General features: G+C 75.7%; 19 protein-coding genes. 8 read left to right on the plus strand and 11 right to left on the minus strand.

What is annotated here, in order from left to right; translation table 11 throughout:
- Positions 1-7 precede the first annotated feature (7 nt).
- Positions 8-538, minus strand: a complete 531-nt coding sequence (locus ACPC54_RS06810; protein WP_498961958.1) for a phosphatase domain-containing putative toxin — start codon at positions 536-538, stop codon at positions 8-10.
- A gap of 354 nt (positions 539-892) precedes the next feature.
- Positions 893-1,792: a SecDF P1 head subdomain-containing protein gene (locus tag ACPC54_RS06815; protein ID WP_498961960.1), complete on the minus strand. Its 900-nt coding sequence runs from the start codon at positions 1,790-1,792 to the stop codon at positions 893-895.
- A 79-nt stretch (positions 1,793-1,871) separates the two neighbouring features.
- On the opposite strand from ACPC54_RS06815, the gene ACPC54_RS06820 reads away from it, so the two are divergent.
- Complete coding sequence (locus ACPC54_RS06820; protein WP_498961962.1) at positions 1,872-2,177, plus strand: hypothetical protein; 306 nt, start codon at positions 1,872-1,874, stop codon at positions 2,175-2,177.
- Between the two features lie 151 nt (positions 2,178-2,328).
- On the opposite strand, the gene ACPC54_RS06825 is transcribed toward ACPC54_RS06820, so the two are convergent.
- The 3 genes from ACPC54_RS06825 to ACPC54_RS06835 all read right to left on the minus strand — a co-directional run bounded on the left by ACPC54_RS06825 (position 2,329) and on the right by ACPC54_RS06835 (position 3,435).
- Positions 2,329-2,697, minus strand: coding sequence for a hypothetical protein (locus ACPC54_RS06825; RefSeq protein ID WP_498961964.1), 369 nt, complete (start codon positions 2,695-2,697; stop codon positions 2,329-2,331).
- An 84-nt stretch (positions 2,698-2,781) separates the two neighbouring features.
- Positions 2,782-3,087, minus strand: a complete 306-nt coding sequence (locus tag ACPC54_RS06830; protein ID WP_498961966.1) for a hypothetical protein — start codon at positions 3,085-3,087, stop codon at positions 2,782-2,784.
- Between the two features lie 42 nt (positions 3,088-3,129).
- Positions 3,130-3,435 (minus strand): DUF4937 domain-containing protein, encoded by a 306-nt coding sequence (locus tag ACPC54_RS06835; RefSeq protein ID WP_498961968.1) that lies wholly within the window; start codon positions 3,433-3,435, stop codon positions 3,130-3,132.
- Between the two features lie 296 nt (positions 3,436-3,731).
- Between ACPC54_RS06835 and ACPC54_RS06840 the strand changes: the two genes are divergently transcribed.
- Positions 3,732-4,568 carry a hypothetical protein gene (locus ACPC54_RS06840; RefSeq protein WP_498961970.1) on the plus strand — a complete coding sequence of 279 codons (837 nt, stop codon included), beginning with the start codon at positions 3,732-3,734 and terminating at the stop codon, positions 4,566-4,568.
- A gap of 327 nt (positions 4,569-4,895) precedes the next feature.
- On the opposite strand, the gene ACPC54_RS06845 is transcribed toward ACPC54_RS06840, so the two are convergent.
- Both ACPC54_RS06845 and ACPC54_RS06850 read right to left on the minus strand, forming a co-directional pair.
- Positions 4,896-5,765: an alpha/beta fold hydrolase gene (locus ACPC54_RS06845; RefSeq protein ID WP_498961972.1), complete on the minus strand. Its 870-nt coding sequence runs from the start codon at positions 5,763-5,765 to the stop codon at positions 4,896-4,898.
- A 42-nt stretch (positions 5,766-5,807) separates the two neighbouring features.
- Entirely contained in the window at positions 5,808-6,101 is a 294-nt protein-coding gene (locus tag ACPC54_RS06850) for a DUF4287 domain-containing protein (RefSeq protein WP_498961974.1), read from the minus strand.
- A 117-nt stretch (positions 6,102-6,218) separates the two neighbouring features.
- Between ACPC54_RS06850 and ACPC54_RS06855 the strand changes: the two genes are divergently transcribed.
- The 6 genes from ACPC54_RS06855 (at position 6,219) to ACPC54_RS06880 (ending at position 12,570) form a co-directional block, all read left to right on the plus strand.
- A complete protein-coding gene (locus ACPC54_RS06855) occupies positions 6,219-6,632 on the plus strand; it encodes a DUF3592 domain-containing protein (protein WP_498961976.1) in 414 nt (137 codons plus the stop codon).
- 509 nt (positions 6,633-7,141) lie between these two features.
- Positions 7,142-9,796: a sensor histidine kinase gene (locus tag ACPC54_RS06860; RefSeq protein WP_498961978.1), complete on the plus strand. Its 2,655-nt coding sequence runs from the start codon at positions 7,142-7,144 to the stop codon at positions 9,794-9,796.
- A complete protein-coding gene (locus ACPC54_RS06865) occupies positions 9,793-10,233 on the plus strand; it encodes a roadblock/LC7 domain-containing protein (RefSeq protein ID WP_498961980.1) in 441 nt (146 codons plus the stop codon). The genes ACPC54_RS06860 and ACPC54_RS06865 overlap by 4 nt, the downstream gene beginning before the upstream one ends.
- Before the next feature lie 5 nt (positions 10,234-10,238).
- Positions 10,239-10,790 (plus strand): DUF742 domain-containing protein, encoded by a 552-nt coding sequence (locus tag ACPC54_RS06870; RefSeq protein WP_498961982.1) that lies wholly within the window; start codon positions 10,239-10,241, stop codon positions 10,788-10,790.
- Positions 10,791-10,796: 6 nt separating this feature from the next.
- Complete coding sequence (locus ACPC54_RS06875; RefSeq protein ID WP_498961984.1) at positions 10,797-11,387, plus strand: GTP-binding protein; 591 nt, start codon at positions 10,797-10,799, stop codon at positions 11,385-11,387.
- A gap of 49 nt (positions 11,388-11,436) precedes the next feature.
- Positions 11,437-12,570 (plus strand): FAD-dependent monooxygenase, encoded by a 1,134-nt coding sequence (locus ACPC54_RS06880; RefSeq protein WP_498961986.1) that lies wholly within the window; start codon positions 11,437-11,439, stop codon positions 12,568-12,570.
- A 339-nt stretch (positions 12,571-12,909) separates the two neighbouring features.
- Here ACPC54_RS06880 and ACPC54_RS06885 read toward each other — a convergent pair whose 3' ends face one another.
- The 4 genes from ACPC54_RS06885 to ACPC54_RS06900 form a co-directional block, all read right to left on the minus strand.
- Entirely contained in the window at positions 12,910-13,671 is a 762-nt protein-coding gene (locus ACPC54_RS06885; protein WP_498961988.1) for a serine hydrolase, read from the minus strand.
- Between the two features lie 51 nt (positions 13,672-13,722).
- Positions 13,723-15,315 (minus strand): hypothetical protein, encoded by a 1,593-nt coding sequence (locus tag ACPC54_RS06890; protein ID WP_498961990.1) that lies wholly within the window; start codon positions 15,313-15,315, stop codon positions 13,723-13,725.
- A gap of 75 nt (positions 15,316-15,390) precedes the next feature.
- Positions 15,391-16,197 (minus strand): leucyl/phenylalanyl-tRNA--protein transferase, encoded by an 807-nt coding sequence (locus ACPC54_RS06895; RefSeq protein ID WP_498961993.1) that lies wholly within the window; start codon positions 16,195-16,197, stop codon positions 15,391-15,393.
- Positions 16,194-19,454 carry an amino acid adenylation domain-containing protein gene (locus ACPC54_RS06900; protein WP_498961995.1) on the minus strand — a complete coding sequence of 1,087 codons (3,261 nt, stop codon included), beginning with the start codon at positions 19,452-19,454 and terminating at the stop codon, positions 16,194-16,196. The genes ACPC54_RS06895 and ACPC54_RS06900 overlap by 4 nt, the downstream gene beginning before the upstream one ends.
- Positions 19,455-19,632: the final 178 nt, after the last annotated feature.

A 19,632-nucleotide genomic window follows, 5' to 3' on the forward strand; every position in this document is an offset into this window, starting at 1 on the left:
GTGGTGGTCACGGGGACATTGTGCCAGGAGTGGGAAGTCGGTGGGGCCGACTTCCCACTCCTGGGAGTTCCAGCGTCCACTGCCGCTGCTCGGCCGTGTCCGGGACGGCGAGCCCGCGGGCTCGTTCGATCCGGGCCCATGCGGTGTCGGGGTCGGCACCGTTGAGGATGAGGAGTGCGGCCGCGAGGAGGGACGAGCGGCCGATGCCGGCGCGGCAGTGGGTGACGATGTGCGCGCCGCTGCGCAGCTGTTCGGCGAGCCCGTGGAGGGTGGGCAGGATCGCGGCGCGGTCGGGGACGGTGCGGTCGGGGATGGGTATCGCGACGAACCGCAGCCCGGCTGCGGCGGCTGCCTGCGGCTCGCCCGTGAGGCCGAGTTCGTCCAGTTCGGGGTCGGTGAGCGCGCAGACCAGGATGTCGACACCGTGGCCGCTGAGCGCGGCCATCTCGTCTTCGAGCCAGTCGCGGCCGCGGGGCCTGGCCATCGTGCTCACCCGTCCCGGGCCGGGGAGGTCGATGGTGAAGAGGGCAGGTCGCATGTCGGTTGCACCTTCGGTCGGTGGGGTCGGGTGGTGATCGGCCGAGGGCCGGGCCTGGCGGCGTCGGAATCGGCGGCAGGCACTCCGCGTCCAGGGAGCCGAGAAGGAGGGCGGGTTCGGCGCAGGGGCGCCGTGGCCGCGCGGGGCTCTGGACGGTGCCGCCATCCTGCCAGGTGGTGGGGGCGAATGCGAAGGAGGAGTGGGAAGTCGGCGGAATCGACTTCCCCCTCCGGGGGTCAGGGAGTTGGGGAGGGTGAGGCGGTTGCGGTGGGTGGCGGGGGTGCGGGGTGGCGGGCCTCGGTCACCTACTACGCCGCCACCGCCACCGTCTGACCGAACCCGACCGCTGTCGTCTCAGCTCGGGGCGGTGGTTCCGGTCAGGGTGAGGCCGACCTCCAGCCGGTCGGACATCTGGGCCGCGAGCTGCTGCGCCTCGTCCTGGGTGAACGAGCCGCTGATCACCGCGTTGCCGCCGGTGATGGAGCTGCGCACGGCCGGGTGGGACAGGATCCGGCCGTCCAGCACGATCGCGAACTCGTTGGTCGGCGTCGGCTGGGGCGCGAGCTTGCCGGTGATGTCGGCGAACGCGGCCGCCCCGGTGGCGTCGAAGGTCAGCTGGATCTGCCAGCCGGCGCCGTTCTGCTGGTCGTTGGCGACCGTCGCCGACTTCAGGTTCTGCCCGTCGACCACGACCGGGGCCAGCACCAGCTTCTCCCAGAGGTCCTTCTGGGCCGAGCAGGCGACGACCTCCGCCTCCGGGTCGGCCGTCAGCGCGGCGCGCTGGGCCGCGTCGGCGCAGTTGAGCGCATTGAACTGGGCCGCCAGCGCGGCCGGCACCGCACCCCCCGTCACCGCGTCCGCCGCCCCGGGGCCGGTCGGCATGACCAGCCCGCTCGGGGCGAGCGCGACCACCGGGCGGAAACCGAGCTGGCCCTGGGCCGCCAGCGCCGTGAACTTCTCCTTCGTCCCGCCGGCCGCCGTCACCGTGAGCGTGCCGTTGCCGCCGACCTCGACCTTCGGGTCGGCCAGGCCCAGCGCCACCGCCCGGCGCTTCACCTTCTCGGCGGTCCGCTCCAGTTCGGTCGAAGTCACAACCCGCCGGGGCGTGTAGGTGGCCGTCGCCGCGGGCCCGGCGGGAACCGTGGACGCCACCGCGGGCGTGGAAGGGGCCGGGTCACCACCGCCGTCCGACGCCGAACAGGCCGCCAGCAGCACCGCCGCACCGGACAGGAGAACGCCGTACCTGATCCTCATGCCGCCCAGTCTCCCGCCCGTCACCCCCACCGCCCTGCGGACTTGACCGACCTGTGACCTTCGGAGAGAGAGGTCGTTCGTGCTCATCGTCCTCGTCCTGCTCGTCGCGGGCGTCGGCCTGCTGCTGATCGGCTTCGACAAGCTGCACACCGCCGCACCGACCTGCTTCGGCAGGCCGATGTCGCCCGGCGACGTCTGCCACGCCCGCCCGGCGCACGTCACCGAGGGCATGCCGATGCCCCACGACTCCACCTACGCCCAGCAGTTGGACAGCCTGACCACCGGCGGCTGGACCGCCATCGGCGTCGGCGCCGTCCTGCTGGCGCTCGCGCTCGTCCTGGCGGCCGCCTTCACCGCCTCGGCCGTCCAGGAGCGGCGGGGCTGAATCAACCCGGTTGCGCCCGCGCCGTTTTCCGACCGGTCCTGGGCCGGACGGCTGCGCCAGGCCCTCGCGCACAAGTCCGGGGGCGCCCGGCTCACGACCGACACGCTGCGGTCCGTCGCGCTCGCGGTGCTGGTGACCATCGGCTTCCTCTTCACCAGGACGGCCAGCGGGCGTCGGACCTGCCGACGATCCTGCGCAGCTCCCGGGCGCCCCGCGGGGACAGGGCGTGCAGCACCGTGTCGAGGAGGGCCCGGGCTTCGAAGGGATCGCCGCAGCAGTAGCACTCGACGTCGCCGCGCTCGTAGTCGTCCCACAGTTCGCGTGCGGGGCGGCGGACGTACTCCTGCCACCTCCGCAGGGCCCGGGCCGTCTCGCCCGGCCGCAGCTGGGTGCGGGTGCGTTCGAGGTGGGTGATCTCGGAGAGCGTCCGTGCGCAGACGCCGTCGATCACGGGTCGTGCGCCGTGGGCCGGGTGGCGGGGGCTCCCGGCCCGGACCTGGTCCGGCCGTCTACGCGGCATGGGCCTTTCGGTTGGTCGTCATGCGGGGCATGCTGCCACGGATCCGGTCCCCGGCGCCGGGATTTTCCGCCCGCGCGGAGGTGGCTACGCCGGGTGTTCCCGGCCGATCGCCCGCAGGACGTCGGCGAGCCAGACCAGGTGGTGCCCCACGGCGCCGTCCTGGTCGGCGACCAGGGCCCTCAGGTGCTGCCAGGACTCGGAGACCTGGCCGATCGTCAGCTCGCCGGGCTCCCGGGTGACGTCGTACGTCTCGCGCGGGGGGACGGCCCAGAAGTAGTCCGCCTCCAGGGCGACGGCGCCGCCCGCCGCCCCGGCCTCCAGGTGGCGCAGCAGCACGTCGACCGCCGCGCGCAGTTCAGCGAGGGACACGTTCAGGGGCTCACCGCTCATGATCACCATCATCCGGCATCGACGCGGGCCGGCGGCCCGCGGTCACGCCGCCGGCAGGACGCGCCAGGCCGGTTCGAGGGTCAGCAGGTGGCCGGTCAGCGCGCGGACGTCGCCCGCGAGCCTGGCGCGCGAGCGCAGGCCGGGCAGGTACTCGGCGGCGTAGTGCCGGTGGGCGGCGGCGTCCGCCCACAGGCCCAGGACGTGCGCGCGGCCGCCCGCCGGATCCCAGCCGCCCACCTGCCCGACCAGGCCCGGCTGGTCGCCGATCGCCGACCAGGCGCGTTGGGCCGCGGCGAACCGCCCCCGCGCGGCGTCCGGCACCTCGCAGCCGATCCACTTGCCCCACATGCGCGTCCGGCCTCCCAGTGGTGCGGCACCCGACGAGCCGTCACCAGGGCATCATCGGCCGCGGACCGGGCCGGCCGTCAATCGGCCGCCGGGCCCAGCGGATCCGGGACCGGCGACGTACGACCTCGCGCCCCGTGCACCGTGCACCGCGCCCCGCGACCCGTGCACCACACAAGTCCCGGCAACACCAAGGCTCACCGCTTCCGCGCGGCGGGTCGTTGGCGTACCGTCAGGCCGACCGAGCGCCACGCGCGCCGCCCGCGCGCCGCCCGCGTCCGAGAAACCCGAGGAGCCCCATGGCCGACACCGTCAGCGCCCTCGCCGCCCGCGTCCACGAGCTGCTGGTGGCGACCCTGAGCAGCCCGGTCGCCGCGGCCATCCCCGGGCAGGGCGCGTTCGCCTCGCTGGCGCGGGCGTTCCTGGGCGCCCCGCAGGGCGTCGACCTCGCGGCCGGCTTCCACGACGTGATCGCGCGCGCCGCCGTGCTCGGCCCGGACGCCGCGTGGCTCGTCGCCGCCGGACACAGCGGCCTGTCCGGCCTGGCGTTCAAGCGCGGGCAGTCCGACCAGGCGCTGTACCACCTCAACGCCGCCGTCTCCTCCGGCTTCAACGACTGCGTGGCGCTGCACAGCGAGGTGCTGCGTCCGTTCCACGCCGACCTGGCCTTCCGGGGCGCCTACGAGCGGATGGTGATCTCCCCCGCCGACCTGGACGAGGTCGTCTGGGCCCACCGGGAGATCCTGATCATGTCCCGGGACGCCACCCGGGCGTCCGTCGACAACATCGGCCGTCTCGACACGGGGATCTCGGCACTCCCCCAGGCCCCGCTGCCGACCCGGGTGCCGGACACCCCCGGTGTCCTGGCCACCCGCCTCGAACTGTCCGCCGTCCAGACCGCGCTCCAGCGGGCCGCCATCAAGGCCGACACCAGCCGAGCCTCCGGCAACGTGTCGCTCAGCCTCGTCTCCGACGACTGGGACTACGCCCGCGCCCGGCGCGGCGCCTGGCGCGCTGACGAGCTCGAAACCCACCGCCAGCAGGCCGCCGCCGCCCGCGCGTTCGTGGAGCGGCCCGGCGTCAGCACCGTCCCCGGCCCCTGCCCGCCGCTCGGGTCGATCGTCCCCCCGGCATAGGCTCAGCGCCCGTTCGGCGGGGACGGATTCGAGCAGGGCCGTCATCGGCGGGGAGGCGAGTCCGCCGCCGGTGCCGATCGGGACGGTGGCCGGCAGCAGGAGCCGGGTCGGCCCGTGCGCGCCGACCGCCGGGATCCCCAGGAAGCAGCAGTCGGGAAGGAGTTGGGCGCCCGCCATGGGGTAGCGCGCGCCGGCCCGCCAGGATGTTCGCGGCCAGGAGGAAGACCGTCAGCGGCAGGAACGACAGCCCCGTCCTGACCGGGGACCAGCCGCGCTCCCGCTGGAAGATCAGCGAGAACACGAACACGATCCCGTGGCAGGAGAGGTTCAGCGCGGACCCGGCCGCCGGGCAGGAGACGGACACCCGCCGTTCCCGCCACCGCCGGCGCCGCCCGGCGCGGCGAGCCCGTCGAGGAACTCCTCGACCAACTGCCTTAGGGCCTCCGGCTGTTCGAGGTGGACGTCGTGGCCCGCCGCGGGGACGCTGGCGGCCACCGTCCGCGGGCGCCGTTCGAGCATGGCCGCCGCCTCGGGTGCGGGGATGATGCCCGACCGGCCGAGCACGAGCAGTGTCGGGCAGTCGATGCCCGTCCACTCGTCCCAGAAGGAGCGCCGGGCGAGCTCGGCCAGTGCCTCGACCATCGCGCCGCGGTCGAAGCGCGGCCACCAGCCGCCGTCGCGCTCCTCCAGCCCGGCCGCCCAGGCCTCGCCGACCGCACCGCCGCCGAAGAACTCGACGGCGGCCGGGCGCGACGGGAAGGGCGTCGGCCAGGCGTCGAGCGCGGCGCCGATCTCGGCCGGCAGGCCGGGCTGGGGGCCGCCCGGGCCCGCCTCGACGAGGACGAGCCCGCGTGCCAGACCGGGGTGGGCGGCGGCGGTGAGCATGGCGGTGTGGCCGCCCAGCGACTGCCCCACCAGGACGGGCCGGTGCAGGCCGAGTCGCTCGACCACGGAGACGACGTCGGCGACGTACGCGGCACGGGAGAGGTCGGCCGGCCGGCGTTCGCTCGCGCCGTGGCCGCGCTGGTCGACGGCGACGACGCGATGGCGGCGGCTCAGGCCCCGGGCGAGGGCGTCCCATTCGCCCGCGTGGCCGGCCAGCCCGTGCAGCAGGACGACCGGCGGGCCGGATCCGCCCCAGTCGCGGCAGGAGAGGCGGACGCCCTCGCGGTCGACGGTGCGTTCGGTCCAGGTCATGCCGGGTCCTCCGGGGGCGGGCAGGGTCGGCGGGGTGGCGTCTCAGGCGGACGGGCGGGTGGCCTTGCCGTCGAGCCAGAGGGTGTCGGACTCGTCGCGGTGCGACCCGGTGGTGCCGACGTGCTTCGCGTCGATCCTGGGGCCGTTCTTGATGACGTGGACGAGGGCCATGCCGTGGCCGCGCCCCAGCTCGTAGTCCTCCTTGAGCCAGGCGAGGATCACGCCCGCCTTGGTGGACGGGTCGTCGAAACCGCGCTCCTGCGCCAGCGCGATGAAGGCGCGGGGGGTCAGCCCCGTCTTGGTCTCGATGGTGTCCAGGTACGCCTGAAAGGACATGCGTCCGTTTCCTTCCCGCCGGATGATCATTAGACGAGGATTGATGATCGGCGATCGAACATGAATGATCAACGTCCTTTCCCGGGGCCGGGGGAAAACGTGAGGGGATGGGTGGGAATGTCGGACAAGGTGCTGGTGCTCGGGTTCGCGGTGCCGATCGGGGTGGGGCTCGTCGCCATGTTCGTGCGGCGGGCCGTCCTCGTGTGGCGTCTGTGGCGGCGCGGGGTCAGGACGCGGGGGAACGTGGTCGACCACGTGCGCCGGGAGACCGCGTACTGGCCGTACTGGGAGGTCGCGGTGCTCTTCGACCTGGCAGGCGGCGGGCGGGTGCGGGCGACGTGCGCCGTCCGGTTCGACCAGCTGTTCCGGGTGGGGCAGGAGGTGCCGGTGGTGTACCTGCCGGAGGATCCGCGGCGGATGCGGGTGTTCACGGCCGGGCACCTGGTGGGGGCGGTGCTGTCGCACCTGGTGCTGCTGCTGGTGGGTGCGGGCCTGCTGGTGTTCGGGGCGGTGTTCGCCGCCCGGGGCTGACCGGGCCGTACGGGCGGGTGCGTACGGGCGGGTGCCGGACGGGCGGGTGCCGGACGGCCCGGGGAGGGAGTCGGTCATCGGCCCCTCATGCCCGCGGGCCCGGGGGGCACGTCACGCAGTTTTCACGCGGTCGTCATCCGGCCGGCCGTGACCTGCGGTGACGCCACCTCAGGCGCCGCCGACCAGGGGCGCTTCGTGTGCGGACGTTCAACGCCGGGGTGACGTCGTGTCGATGTGACGACGAGGCACCGCATGGATAGCGCACACCCTTTCACGTCAATCACACGGTATGACTAATATCGGCTCGTCAACTCGTTAACTCGTCAACTCGTTATGGTCCGCACCCCGGACGGCCCGCCCCCTCAAGGCCTGCCGCCATCCCCTAGGAGTCAGCTCTGCGCGCGCGTGCGAATCGGCGGCCCCCGACGCCGAAGGCCCCCCGCAGGCGACCACGCCTGTCCCTGCGGACGGCACTTCTCGTCCTGGCCGTCGTCCCCAGCCTCGCTCTGGTGGCCCTGTGGGCCGTCACCAGCGGCCGGACCGTCCTCGACTTCGACCGGCAGGCCGACCAGGGTCTGCTCGCCCAGAAGGCCGGCCAGCCCTCCAACCACGTCTACTACAACCTCCAGGACGAGCGCCGGCTCACCGCCGAGGCGCTCGCCCGGCCCGGCACCGACGCCGACCGGCTGCGCAGACAGCGGCAGGCCACCGACGAGGCGGTGCGCCAGTTCCAGGCCCTGTCCGCCGAGACCGCCGACAGCGCGCCCCAGGAGGTCCGGGACGCCGTCGCCGAGGCCCGGCAGGCGATGAACCGGCTGCCCGAGCAGCGGGCCGCCGTGGACCGCGCCCTCGCCGACCGCGCGCCCGCCGACCAGCAGGCCGTCTACAGCTACTACACCGACCTGATCGCGGTGGACCTGCGGCTGTTCACCGCCCTCAGCCACGTCGACACCGGCGAGGTCACCTGGATCTCCAAGACCCTGGTGAACGCCTTCTGGGCCAAGGAGATGCTCGCCCGCGAGGACGCGATCCTGGCCCGCGGCTGGCCCGCCGGGCTGCTCGCCAGCGCCGACTACCAGCAGGTCCAGCTCGCCATCGGCGCCCAGGACCACCTCGTCACCGTCCAGGTCCTCCCCTACCTGCCCGGCGGCGAGACCGCGGCCTGGCACCAGCTGATGACCGGCCCCGCCTGGCAGGCCAAGACCGCCGTCGAGCAGCAGCTCACCCGGCCCACCGCCGCCGACGCCACCGGCGCCGTCCGGCTCCCGGCCGCCCAGGACCAGTGGCGCCAGGCCGTCGACCAGCTCAACCCGCAGCTGGTCAAGGCCCTCGAAACCCGCACCGACGGCGTCGTCGAGGTCGGCAAGGGCGCCATCCTCCACCTGCTCACCGTCGTCGTGCTCACCACCGTCGTCGGCCTGGTGACCGTCGTCGCGGTCGCCGTCGCCTCCTGGCGGATCAGCCGCTCGCTGCGCCGCCGCATCGGCGAACTGCACTCCCAGGCCGAGGAGATGGGCCGCACCCTGCCCGAGGTGGTCGACCGCCTCGGCCGCGGCGAGCAGGTCGACGCCCGCACCCTCGCCCCCGAGGTCCAGGACGACGCCGCCGGCCGGGCCCGCACCGACGAGCTCGCCCGCCTCGGCGACGCCCTCAACCTGGCCCGCTCCGCCGCGCTCGCCGCCGCCGTCCGGCAGGCCGAGCAGCACCGCGGCTTCGAGCGGCTGCTGCAGCGCATCGCCCGCCGCACCCAGCTGCTGATCGGCCGCCAGCTGCGCAAGCTGGACGAGCTGGAGCGCAGGCACGAGGACCCGGAGGTCCTGGAGGGCCTGTTCGACCTCGACCACCTCACCGCCCGGCTGCGCCGCTACGAGGAGAACCTCGTCATCATGGCCGGCGGCCAGCCGCAGCGGCGCTGGCGCAAGCCCGTCCAGCTGCTGGACGTGCTGCGCGCCGCGCAGGGCGAGGTGCCGGACTACCGCAGGATCGCCCTGGAGGTCGAGGGGCGGCCGTGGCTGTCCGAGCGGGCGGTCGGGCCGGTCGTGCACGTGCTCGCCGAGCTGATGGAGAACGCCACCACCTTCTCCAAGCCGCCCACCCCGGTGGACGTCCGGGCCGCCATGGTCGGGCGCGGGCTCGCGATCGAGATCGAGGACCGCGGCCTCGGCATGGAGCCGGACCAGTACCTCGCGGCCAACGAACTGATGAACCGCCCGCCGCGCACCGACGTGCTCACCCGGGCCGACGACGTCCGGCTCGGCTTCCACGTGATCGCCCGGCTCGCCGCGCACACCGGGCTGAAGATCGAGTTCCGGCCGTCCGCGTTCGGCGGCACCCGGGTCGTCGTGCTCGTCCCCGACGAGCTGGTCATCGACGGCGACACCTGGCTGCCGGAGGCCGTCCCGACCGAGCCGGAGATCCCGTTGGTGGCGCAGTCGCGCCGGGCGCTGCTCGGCGTCGACGAGGAGCCGGCCGCACCGGTCGGGCCGCCCCTCTCGCCGCTGGAGGCCACCCGGCGGCCGAACCCGCCGGCACGGCTGCCGGACGGGCCGGCGCGGCAGCCCGCGCGGGCCGAGGAGCCGGGGGCGGCCGGGAAGGCCGCTCAGCACGCTCAGCGCGCGAAGGCCGCGAAGGCCTCGCAGGCCTCGCAGGCCGCGCAGGCCTCGGCGGCCGGGAAGCCCGAGCACCCCGAGCAGCCGATCCAGCACAGCTCCCCCGCCTACCCCGACATCGCCTACGCCCGGGTCACCGACGCCGAGGCCCCCTACGCGGACGAGCAGTACCGCCCCGCCGACCACTACCGGCTGGCCGAGCGGCGCACCGCCGGGCCCCCGCCCCCGCCCCCGCCCGGCCCGGTCTTCGGCGGGCAGCCGCCGCTGCCGCAGCGCGTCCGCCAGGCCAGCCTGGCCGCCGAGCTGCGCGTGCCGCCGGCCACCCAGCAGTGGGTCGACGCGCCCGCCCCGGCGGAGGTGCCGCCGCAGCACCCGGTGCGGCGCTCCGGCGCCACCATCGGCGCCTTCCAGCGGCAGTCCCGCGCCGCCCGCGGCCGGGGCCTCGCCGCCGCCCCGGACGAGCGCCCGGCCCCCGGGGCCGGCGCGCCCGGCCCCTTCCCGCGCGCCCACGCGGCCGCGGACCCCGGAACCACACGAACGGATGAGCAGGAATGAACCGCACCACCGCCACCCCGCAGGACCTCGACTGGCTGCTGGACGGACTCGTCGACTCCGTGCCCGGCACGCGCAACGCCGTCCTGCTCTCCGACGACGGCCTGGTGGTCAGCCACTCCCGCAGCATCGAGCGGGCCGACGCCGAGCGGCTGGCCGCCGTCGCCACCGGCCAGCAGTCCCTCGCCCGGGGCGTCGGCCAGCTCTTCGACGGCGGGCCGGTGCACCAGGTGATCGTCGAGCTCGCGGAGTGCTGGCTGTTCGTCATCGCCGCCGCCCAGGGCACCCACCTGGCCGTGATCGCCTCCCAGGAGGTCGACGCCGAGGTGATGTCCGTCGCCATGCACACCCTGGTGCAGCAGGTCGGGCAGAAGCTCACCACCCCGACGCGCGACGGGGCCGGCTCCTTCGACGCCTTCGTCGCCCGGGCCCGGGGCTGACCCGGGTGGGTCCGTACGAACCGCACGGCCCGCACGGCCCGGACGGCCGGGACGGCCCCGGCTCCCGGCCCGAGCCCGCCGAGCCGGGACGGGTGCCGGGCCGGGAGCCGCACTGGAGCGAACTGGCCGAGCAGGACGCCGAGGACGACGGCGGCATCATGGTCCGCCCGTACACCATCACCCGCGGCCGCACCGCGCCCGAGCGCGACGACCTCACCCTCATCACCGTGCTGACCACCAACGGGGAGGCCGCCGACGCCGCCCTGGCCCGGGGCACCCGCTCCGGGCCGCGCGCCCTGCAGCCCGAGCACCGGCGGATCCTCGACCGCTGCCGGCACCCGGCCGCCGTCGCCGAGCTCGCGGCCGACCTCGACCTGCCGGTCTCGGTCACCAAGATCCTGCTCGGCGACCTGGTCGCCCAGGGCCTGCTGACCGCCCGGGCGCCGCTCGCGGTGGCCCGTGCCGCCGACGGCACGGGCCGGGGCGCGGGCAACGGCGCGGTCGGCCTGGACCACGGCCTGCTCTCGGCCGTACGCGACGGACTCCGGAGACTCTGAACCACCATGGCAACCCCCCACCCCAGCACCACCGTCGAAGCACCCGCGGCCGTCAAGATCCTCATCGCCGGCGGCTTCGGCGTCGGCAAGACCACGATGGTCGGCGCGGTCAGCGAGGTCGCGCCGCTGCGCACCGAGGAGTACCTGACCCGGGCCAGCGTCGGCGTCGACGACCTGGCCGGCATCGACCAGAAGGACACCACCACCGTCGCCCTGGACTTCGGGCGGATCACCGTCAGCCCCGAGCTGGTCGTCTACCTGTTCGGCACGCCCGGCCAGGAACGCTTCTGGTTCATGTGGAACGACCTGGTCAACGGCGCCCTCGGCGGCGTCGTCATCGCCGACACCCGGCGCCTGGAGACCAGCTTCGCCTCGATCGACTTCTTCGAGGGCCGCGGCATCCCCTTCGTGGTCGCCATCAACTGCTTCCACGGCGAGAACACCCGCACCCCGGAGGAGATCCGGGCCGCCCTCGACCTCGACCCGCAGGTGCCGCTGCTGATCGGCGACGTCCGCGAGCGCGCCTTCGGCCGGGACGTGCTGCTCGCCCTCGTCGACCACCTGATGGACCTCGCCGCCGCCGTCCCGGTCGGCTGAGCACCCCTTCCGCGCCTTCCCGTCCGATCGTTCGGAGAACCACCGCCCCATGACCCCACCCCTGCGCATCCTCGTCCACGGCGGCGGCATCGGCGGGCTCACCGCCGCCACCGCCCTCGCCCGGCGCGGCCACCACGTCGACGTCGCCGAACTGCGGGACGGGCTGGAAGCCCTCGGCGTCGGCATCATCCAGCCCTCCAACGCGCTGCACGTGATGCGCGAGATCGGCGTGCTCGACGCCTGCCTCGCCGCCGGCTTCGGGTGGGAGACCCTGACCATCTGCGACCCGGCCGGCGGCGTCCTCGCCCGCATCCCGCAGCCCCGGATGGACGGCGCGCCCGCCAACAACGGCATCCCCCGCCCGGCCCTCGCCCGCGTCCTCGCCGACGCCGCCGCACGGGCCGGCGCGGCGCTGCGCTTCGGCACCACCCTCGCCGAACTCGCCGAGGACGCCGAGGGCGTGGACGTCACGCTCACCGACGGCCACCGCGCCCGCTACGACCTGGTGGTCGGCTTCGACGGCATCGGCTCGCCGCTGCGCCGCCGGCTCCACGGCGACGCCTACCCGCCCGAGTACACCGGATTCGCCAACTGGCGCGTCACCCTGCCGCGTTCGCCCGGGCTGGACGGCGTGCTGATGTCCTCCGGCAACCTGCGGGCCAAGGCGCTGCTCACCCCGATCAGCGACGAACTCATGTACCTGGGCTCGGTGTTCGCCGAGGCCGAGGACTTCCGTCCCGACCCCGGCCGGGCCCACGAGCAGCTGCGCGAGCGGCTGGCCGGCTTCGGCGGCCCGATCGCCGACGCCCTCGCCCAGGTCACCGACCCGGCGGCCGTGGTGTACTCCCGGATCTCCCAGGTCACCGTCGAGGCGCCCTGGCACATCGGCCGGATCGTGCTGGCCGGCGACGCCGCGCACGCCTCGACCCCGCACCTCGCCCAGGGCGCCGCGATGGCCGTCGAGGACGCCCTCGTCCTCGCCCAGGCCCTGGACGCCGAGCCCGACGTCCGGTCCGCGCTCACCGCGTGGGAGGAGCGGCGCAGGCCGCGCGCCATGTGGGTCCAGGCGCTCTCCCGGGCCGTCCTCAAGCAGGAGACCGGCACCCCGACCACCGAGGAGGAGGACGCCCTGCTGGAGGTCGGCATCCCCGGCGCGGCCCACGTCCTCGTCCAGCCGTACTGAGGCCGGGCCCCGCAGGCCCCCGGGGGCCGGGCTCCCACGCGTACTTGCCGACGCGCGGGAGCCCGCAGCAGGTCGGCAGGCGACCTGATCGGCCATCAGTCCTGGGGGTACGGTGACACAGGCGTCCCTGTTCCGCATGCTCGGTTGGGACGAGGTGGAGATCGGCCCGGAACGGGTGATCCCGGCCAGCGGCTCCAGCGGACCGCTCGGCACCTTCTGCACCTGGCTGCGGCTGACCGGCGCACCGACCACGAGGGCTTCGTGCGGATCAGCCTGCTCAACGAGCCCGCGCTGGACGGGCGCCGCGCCCTCGCCGGGTGAGTGCGGCGCGGGCCGGTCTCAGCGCGGGGCGATCTCCGCGCGGCGCTCCCACACCGCGGCCGAGATCCGGGCCAGCAGGCGGGCCGCCGGGTCGGTGCGGTCGGCACCGTCGGCGAGCGGGCCGGCGTAGCAGACGGCGAGCAGGTAGGGCGGGCAGTCGGGCGGGTGCACCAGGCCGACGCAGTGCCGGGCGCCGGGCACCCAGCCGTTCTTGAAGGCGATCCGGGTGCCCGGCGGCAGCCCGGCCGCGAGGTCGACCCGGAACTCGTTGCGCTCCAGCAGGGCCAGCAGCTCCGGCTCGTCGGCGAGCGAGCGCAGCAGCCGCACCAAGTCCCGTGCGGTGACGCGGTTGTGGATCCCGGCGGAGCGCGCGGCGTAGTCCTCGATGCCGCGCGGGCTGGCGCTGCGGGTCGCCCCGGCGCGGCGCCACACCTCGGCCACTGCCCGCTGGTCGGTGCGGGTGAGGCAGAGGTTGGTGGCCAGGTTGGAGGAGTGGGTGATCATCCGCTCGGCGAGCAGCCGCAGCGGGGCCCGGCCGCCGAGCAGCTGCCAGGGCAGCGGATCGCTGTCCCAGGACGGGTCGTTGCCGAACTCCCCGCCGACGACGGACTCGAAGCGGTTCTCCACCGGCACCTCGGCGTCCAGGTCGGCCCCGCCGCGGTGCAGCGCGGCGAGCACCGCGACCTTCATGGTGCTCGCCGCGTCGTACAGCTCGTCCGGGAACCGGGTGAACACCGGCTCCGCGTCGCCCGCCCAGGGGGCCACCACGATCGACAGCATGGCGGCGAGGGTAGTGCGGGTACGGGCGACGGCGGAAGGAGGCGCGAGGCCTCAGCTGGTGGTCGGGCGGGCGGACGGGAGCGCCGCCGAGCCGCCCAGCAGCGGCCATTCGCGGTGGAACGGCGGCAGCGGGATCTTCTTCTCGAACAGCGGGGTGCCGAAGATCTTCAGATGGGCGAGCAGGCTGCCGTTCAGGTCGACACCGCCGACCAGCGACCAACTGCCCTGCGCCTGCGGCGCCTTGCCGGAGGAGTCGGCGACCAGCGAGCCCTCGGCGCGAGCGCTCAGGTAGGGGGCGACGGTGGCCTCGACACCGACCGTGTCGTACAGGCCGACGTTGACCTCGGCGCCCAGCGCGGCGCGCACCGAGGCCTTGCCGTTGAGCTTCACGTGCACCGGGGAGACCTTGGTGTCGGCGCTGGTCGTCGACGCCCAGCCCTTGCCGCCGGTGTAGTCGGCCTTCACGGCCCAGGTGCCGGCCGCGTCCTGCTCGGCCTCCAGGTGCACCTGGCCGTCCGCACCGACCTCCAGGTAGCAGGTGAGGCCGAGGTTGACCACGATCGGCAGGCCGGCGACGGTCAGCACCGGGCTGGCCTGCAGCTTGGCGAACGGCACCCGGACGGGCTGGGCGCCGGTGCCGCGGGCGGCGTCGCCGGTGACCTTCCACTGCGCGTGGGCGTCCACGTCGAAGCCGACCGAGGCGGTGCGCGGGCTGCCGCCGGAGGCGCCGTGGTAGGCGAAGTGCACGGCGGGGTGCAGCTGGAGGGAGCCGGCGGCCTCCAGGCTGAGGCCGTCCGGCAGCGGGACGGGAGCCTTGACGTCGAGCTTCAGGGTGCCGGAGGCGTCCGCCTTCACGCCGCCGCTGACGCCGGCTCCGCCCTCTTCCTTGAAGTCGGCCTGCACCGCGCCATCGGTCTTCGGGGCGTCCGTCTTCGGGCCGTCCGTCTTCGGGCCGGGGACGGCGTCCGCACTGACCGTCGACGTGAGGTCCTTGACCAGCGGCGTGACGGTGATGCCGTGCGCGTCGACCGGCACCTGACCGTCCGCCTCGGTGGCGCCGAGCAGTTCGCTCAGCGTGGCGGGGCGGGTGGTGAGGGCGAGCGTGTCGCCCGCGCCCGGCTTGACACCGGTGACGGCGACCAGCGCGCCCTGCGGCGCGGCGGCGGTGGGCGGGCTGGCGATCAGCTGACCGGCCTGGACGGCGGGCGCCGCACCCTGGCTCGGGGCCGCGCTCGGGGCCGCGCCGGAGCCGCCGCCCGACAGCACGGCCGTGCCGGCGGCCGCGTCGTACCCGGTGAGCTGCAGGTTGGTCGTGGTGGCGGTGACGGCGCCGCCGTCCTTGCCCGGGTTGCCGATCGCGGCGCGGTGGTCGCCCGCCGGGGCGGCGGTGACCGGCGCCGCCCCGCCCTGCTGCGGGCGGCCGGTGGCGGGCGCCCCGGCCCGGGCGTGCGGCGTGCCGTTGGCGGGCGCGGCGGCGGCCGGGCTGCCCCCGGCTGCCGTGGTGCTCGCGGCGGCGGTGGCGGTCGGATCGGGCGCGGACTGCGCACCGGCGGGGGCACTGGCACGGCCGCAGCCGGCGGCCCCGACGAGGAGGAGGGAGAGGAGCGCCGGGCCGGCGGCCCTGGCTATCGAGGGTTTGAACACGCGGCGTCATGTTACTGACGAGGAATCATTTTGTCGAAGCGGGGTCAACGCGCCTCAGAATGGCGATTCCGCAGGTCAGCCTACTAGTCGGGCGGCCGGGAGCGGACCGCGGTCCAGCGGTGTGAGATCCGCCTCGCCGGCCAGCTCCGCCAGGTACCGGGCGCGCGGCGCCGGCACCGCGCCGAGGCTGCGCACGTGCGGCCCGTCCCACTGGGCGTCCAGCAGCCGCCCGCCGGCCGCGCCGAACCGGGCGGCGAGGTCCGCGACGGCGACCCGGGCCGCGTCCGGGCGGCGGTGGAACATCGAGTCCAGGCTCAGCACCGGCCCGGCGACGACGCCGAACACCCCGCCGATCAGCTCCTCCCCCTCCCACACCTCCCCGCTGTGCGCGGCGCCGGCGGCGTTCAGCCGCTCCAGCGCGGCGCGCAACTCGGCGGTCAGCCAGGCCGGTTGACGCCCCTCGGCGCAGCCCGCGAGGACCTGCCCGAAGGCGCGGTCGGCGCTCGTCCACCAGGCGACCCCGTTGCGCAGCCGCCGGGCGAGCCAGCTCGGCAGCCGCACGCCGCCCGGCCGCGCGGCGGGCCCGAGCGCGATGACCGGCCGGGGGTCGGGCGACCACCAGGCCAGCGCGTACGGGTCGGCGCCCGGCGCACCCGGCAGCAGCGCGATCTCCCCGGCCTCGACCGCGTCGCCGTACCGCGCCTCGGCGTAGGCGGCCACGAACTCGTCCGCCGCGGGCAGCGGGAACAGCCCGCGCCGGTACCCGGCCAGCAGCTCCGCCGGCCCGAGCACCCCGCCGAACGCCACCGGCCCGTCACCGGGGGCGCGCCGCAGGTCAAGCCGGTCGAAGGCGCTCACACCGCCCGCCCGCGGCGCGCTCATCCCGGCGCTCCCAGAAACCCGTCCGCCGCCAGCCGGTCCAGGTAGTGGTCGAGCAGGGCGGCGTCGACGGCGGGCAGCTCGACGCCGCTGCCGGCCAGCGCCGTCTCGGTGTTCTCCCGGTCGAACACCGGGAAGGTCGGCCTGAAGTACAGCTCGCTGATGGTGAGTTCGCTCCCGGGCGCGCGGTCGACGAAGAGCGGGACGAACGGCGCGATCGGGTGGGTGGGGTGCCCGGCGGCGAAGCGGATCAGCCGCCGCACCCACTCGCCGTACGGGAGCCGCTCGATCCGGTGGCCGCGGGCGCGGAGCCGGTCGGCGAGGTCGGCGAGGTCGGCGGGCTCCGGGGAGGTGAGGTGGTAGACCTCGCCGTCGGCGGGGGCGTGCGCGGCGATGTGGGCGACGGCCTCGGCGAACCGGTCGGCGGGCACGAAGTCGAGCGGCAGCCGGACGTCGGGGTAGCCGCCGCTGTCGGCGAAGTAGGCGATCAGCGCGCAGAGTTCGGTGCCGGTGTTCATGGTGCCGGTGGTGCTGTCGCCGGTGACGTCGTTGGTGCGCAGCACGGTGACCGGCAGTCCGGCGGCGGCGGCCTGGTGCAGCAGCCGTTCGGCGACCCACTTGCTCTCGACGTAGCCGACGCCGAGCCGGTCGGGGTGGGCGAGCGGGGTGCGTTCGCTGACCTCGCCGATGCCGGCGGCGCCGAAGCCGGCGAGGACGGCGAGGGTGGAGAGGTAGTGCACGGGGACGCCCCGGCGGTGCCCGGCGAGCCGGACGACCTCCCGGGTGCCGGTGACGTTGGCGGCGCGCAGCTGGTGGTACGGGTAGAGGAAGTTGACCTGTCCGCCGAGGTGGTGGATGGCGTCCAGGTGGTCGGCCAGCCAGTCGAACTGACGGTCCGTCAGCCCGAGCGAGGGCCGGGTGAGGTCGCCGACCAGCGGCACCACCCGGGGGTCGGCGAGGTCGTGGCGCAGGAAGCGCTGGTGGGCGGCGCGCAGCCGTTCCAGGGCGTGTTCCTCGTCGGGGGCGCGGACGAGGCAGTGGATGCGGGCCCGGGTGGTGGCGAGCAGGGTGTGCAGCAGGTGGGCGCCGCAGAAGCCGGTGGCGCCGGTGAGCAGGATCTCGGCGGGTTCGGCGCGGCTGGGCGCGGGGCTCCAGGACTGCCGTACGGGCGTGCCGAGTCGGGCCTCGGTGGCCCAGTCGACGGCGCCCTCGCCGCCGTCCGCGCCGTCGCGGGCGGCCCGCAGGGCGGCGGCGAAGGCGCGCAGGGTGGGGGCGCGCAGCAGGGCTCGGGTGAGGGTGCGGACGTGGCCGACGTCGAGGCCGAAGACGGTGCGGGCCCGGGCGAGCATCTCCATGGCGAGCAGTGAGGTGCCGCCGAGGGCGAAGAAGTCGTCGTCGGGGCCGACGTGTTCGGTGCCGAGCAGGTCGGCCCAGAGCTGTCCGAGGGTGGCCTCCGCCCCCCGGGCGGGCGCGTCGTGCGGGGCCGCTGCCGCCGGGGCCCCGGCCGGGACCGCCGCGCTCGGCGCGGTCGCGGCCTGCGGCAGCCGCTGCCGGTCGATCTTGCCCACCGGGGTGAGCGGCATGGCCTCCAGCGGGACGAACGCGGTCGGGACGAGGTGCGCGGGCAGCCGCTCGGCGAGGTGGGCGCGCAGCCGCTCGCCGTCGCGGGCGCGGCGCAGCGTGTAGTAGGCGGTGAGCGTGCGGGTGCCGTCCGGGCCGGTGCCGTCCGCGGCGATCCGGGCCTGGCGGACGTCGGGGTGGGCGGCGAGGACGGCCTCGATCTCGGCGGGGTCGACGCGGTGGCCGCGGATCTTCACCTGGTCGTCGAAGCGGCCGAGGATCTCCAGTTCGCCGTCCGAGCGCCAGCGTCCGGCGTCGCCGGTGCGGTACATCCGCTCGCCGGGGGCCGGCGCGTACGGGTCGGGCAGGAAGGATTCGGCGGTGAGGGCGGGGCTGCGCCAGTAGCCGCGGGCCAGGCCGGGCCCGGCGAGGTGGATCTCGCCCTTCTCGCCGGGCCGGACGGGGTTCAGCCGGGCGTCCAGGACGTGCACCCGCACGCCGGGCAGCGGCCGGCCGATCGGCACCGACTGCGGGTGCCCGGCGCCGTCCAGCAGGGCGGGGGTGAGCTCGCAGAGGGTGGAGGTGACGGCCGCCTCGGTGACGCCGTAGGCGTTGAGCAGGCGGACGCCGGGCAGCCGGGCCAGGCTGTCGCGGCAGTCGTCGGCGTGCACGGTGTCCCCGCCGACGACGAGCAGCCGCAGGCCGTCCGGGGCCGGCCCGGCGGGCGGCAGCAGGTGCAGCAGCTGGTGCCAGTAGGCGGGCGTGAGGTCGGCGACGGCGAGGCGGTCGGTGCGCAGCCGGTCGGCGAGTTCGGTGGGCGCCCAGGCGGGCGCGCCGCCGAGGGCGACGGTGGCGCCGGCGAGCAGGGGCGCGAAGGCCTGCTCCAGGGCGGTGTCGAAGCCGAGCGCGGCGAGCTGCAGGACGCGTTCGCCGGGGGCCAGCCGGTAGGCGCGGATCACCCGCTGCAGGGTGAACAGCAGGGCGCGGTGGGTGACGGGTACGCCCTTGGGGCGGCCGGTGGTGCCGGAGGTGTAGATCAGGTAGGCGAGGTCCCCGGGGCCGGGCGGCTCGGCCCCGGGGCCCGGGCCGTCCGCGTCCACCGTCAGCGGGTCGACGCCCGGCAGCCCGGCAGCCCCGGTGACCGCGACCCGGGCCCCGCTGTCCGCGACCAGCCCGGCGAGGCGCCGCGCCGGGCTCGCCGGGTCCAGCGGCAGCAGCGCGCCGCCGGCCTTGAGCACCGCCAGCCAGGCCGTCACCAGGCCGGTGCCGCGCTCCAGGCAGACCGGCACCACCTGCTCGGGGCCGACCCCGCGGGCGCGCAGCGCGGCGGCCAACCGCTCGCTGCGCCGGTCGAGTTCGCGGTAGCTCAGGGTGCCGTCCTCGGCGAGGACGGCGATCGCCTCCGGGTCGTGCGCGGCCCGGGCGCGGAACAGCGCGGGTACGGTGTCGCCGCCGCCCCCGGGCTCCGCCGGCCGGTCCGGGCCACCGGGGAAGCCCAGTTCGGCGGGCCGCCACTCGCGCTCCACGTACGCCCGGCAGTCCTCGCGGCCGGCCGGCCCGTACACCGCCCGCCAGCCGTCCGGGACGGCCAGGTCGCCGGGCCACAGCGCGCACCGACCGTGGCCGTCCCGGACCACGGCGTGACGGGCGGGACGCGCATCCTTCTCCACGCCCCGTGCGCTGTCGGCTGCGTCGTCCACCGGCTTGACCTCGTGCTGTGGCGGCAGAATGCTGGGAGATGCGACATTTCCGACTATACGCACTCGCGCCGCACCCACGACACGCGAACGGCCCCACGGGATCCGGCGGGGCCCGGCCGGTGACGGACGCGCGGTGCGCACCACAGGGCACCGGAGAACGCCCGGCCGTCGACCCGTC

It is taken from the genome of Kitasatospora sp. NPDC094028, from assembly GCF_049543595.1.
In the GTDB taxonomy this organism is placed as follows: Bacteria; Actinomycetota; Actinomycetes; order Streptomycetales; family Streptomycetaceae; genus Kitasatospora.

Excerpts from the sequence above, each read along its gene's own strand:
- ACPC54_RS06810 (WP_498961958.1), bottom strand. The coding sequence starts at position 538 with ATGCGACCTGCCCTCTTCACCATCGACCTCCCCGGCCCGGGACGGGTG.
- ACPC54_RS06815 (WP_498961960.1), bottom strand. The coding sequence starts at position 1,792 with ATGAGGATCAGGTACGGCGTTCTCCTGTCCGGTGCGGCGGTGCTGCTG.
- ACPC54_RS06825 (WP_498961964.1), bottom strand. The coding sequence starts at position 2,697 with ATGCCGCGTAGACGGCCGGACCAGGTCCGGGCCGGGAGCCCCCGCCAC.
- ACPC54_RS06830 (WP_498961966.1), bottom strand. The coding sequence starts at position 3,087 with ATGAGCGGTGAGCCCCTGAACGTGTCCCTCGCTGAACTGCGCGCGGCG.
- ACPC54_RS06835 (WP_498961968.1), bottom strand. The coding sequence starts at position 3,435 with ATGTGGGGCAAGTGGATCGGCTGCGAGGTGCCGGACGCCGCGCGGGGG.
- ACPC54_RS06840 (WP_498961970.1), top strand. The coding sequence starts at position 3,732 with ATGGCCGACACCGTCAGCGCCCTCGCCGCCCGCGTCCACGAGCTGCTG.
- ACPC54_RS06845 (WP_498961972.1), bottom strand. The coding sequence starts at position 5,765 with ATGACCTGGACCGAACGCACCGTCGACCGCGAGGGCGTCCGCCTCTCC.
- ACPC54_RS06850 (WP_498961974.1), bottom strand. The coding sequence starts at position 6,101 with ATGTCCTTTCAGGCGTACCTGGACACCATCGAGACCAAGACGGGGCTG.
- ACPC54_RS06855 (WP_498961976.1), top strand. The coding sequence starts at position 6,219 with ATGTCGGACAAGGTGCTGGTGCTCGGGTTCGCGGTGCCGATCGGGGTG.
- ACPC54_RS06865 (WP_498961980.1), top strand. The coding sequence starts at position 9,793 with ATGAACCGCACCACCGCCACCCCGCAGGACCTCGACTGGCTGCTGGAC.
- ACPC54_RS06875 (WP_498961984.1), top strand. The coding sequence starts at position 10,797 with ATGGCAACCCCCCACCCCAGCACCACCGTCGAAGCACCCGCGGCCGTC.
- ACPC54_RS06880 (WP_498961986.1), top strand. The coding sequence starts at position 11,437 with ATGACCCCACCCCTGCGCATCCTCGTCCACGGCGGCGGCATCGGCGGG.
- ACPC54_RS06885 (WP_498961988.1), bottom strand. The coding sequence starts at position 13,671 with ATGCTGTCGATCGTGGTGGCCCCCTGGGCGGGCGACGCGGAGCCGGTG.
- ACPC54_RS06895 (WP_498961993.1), bottom strand. The coding sequence starts at position 16,197 with ATGAGCGCGCCGCGGGCGGGCGGTGTGAGCGCCTTCGACCGGCTTGAC.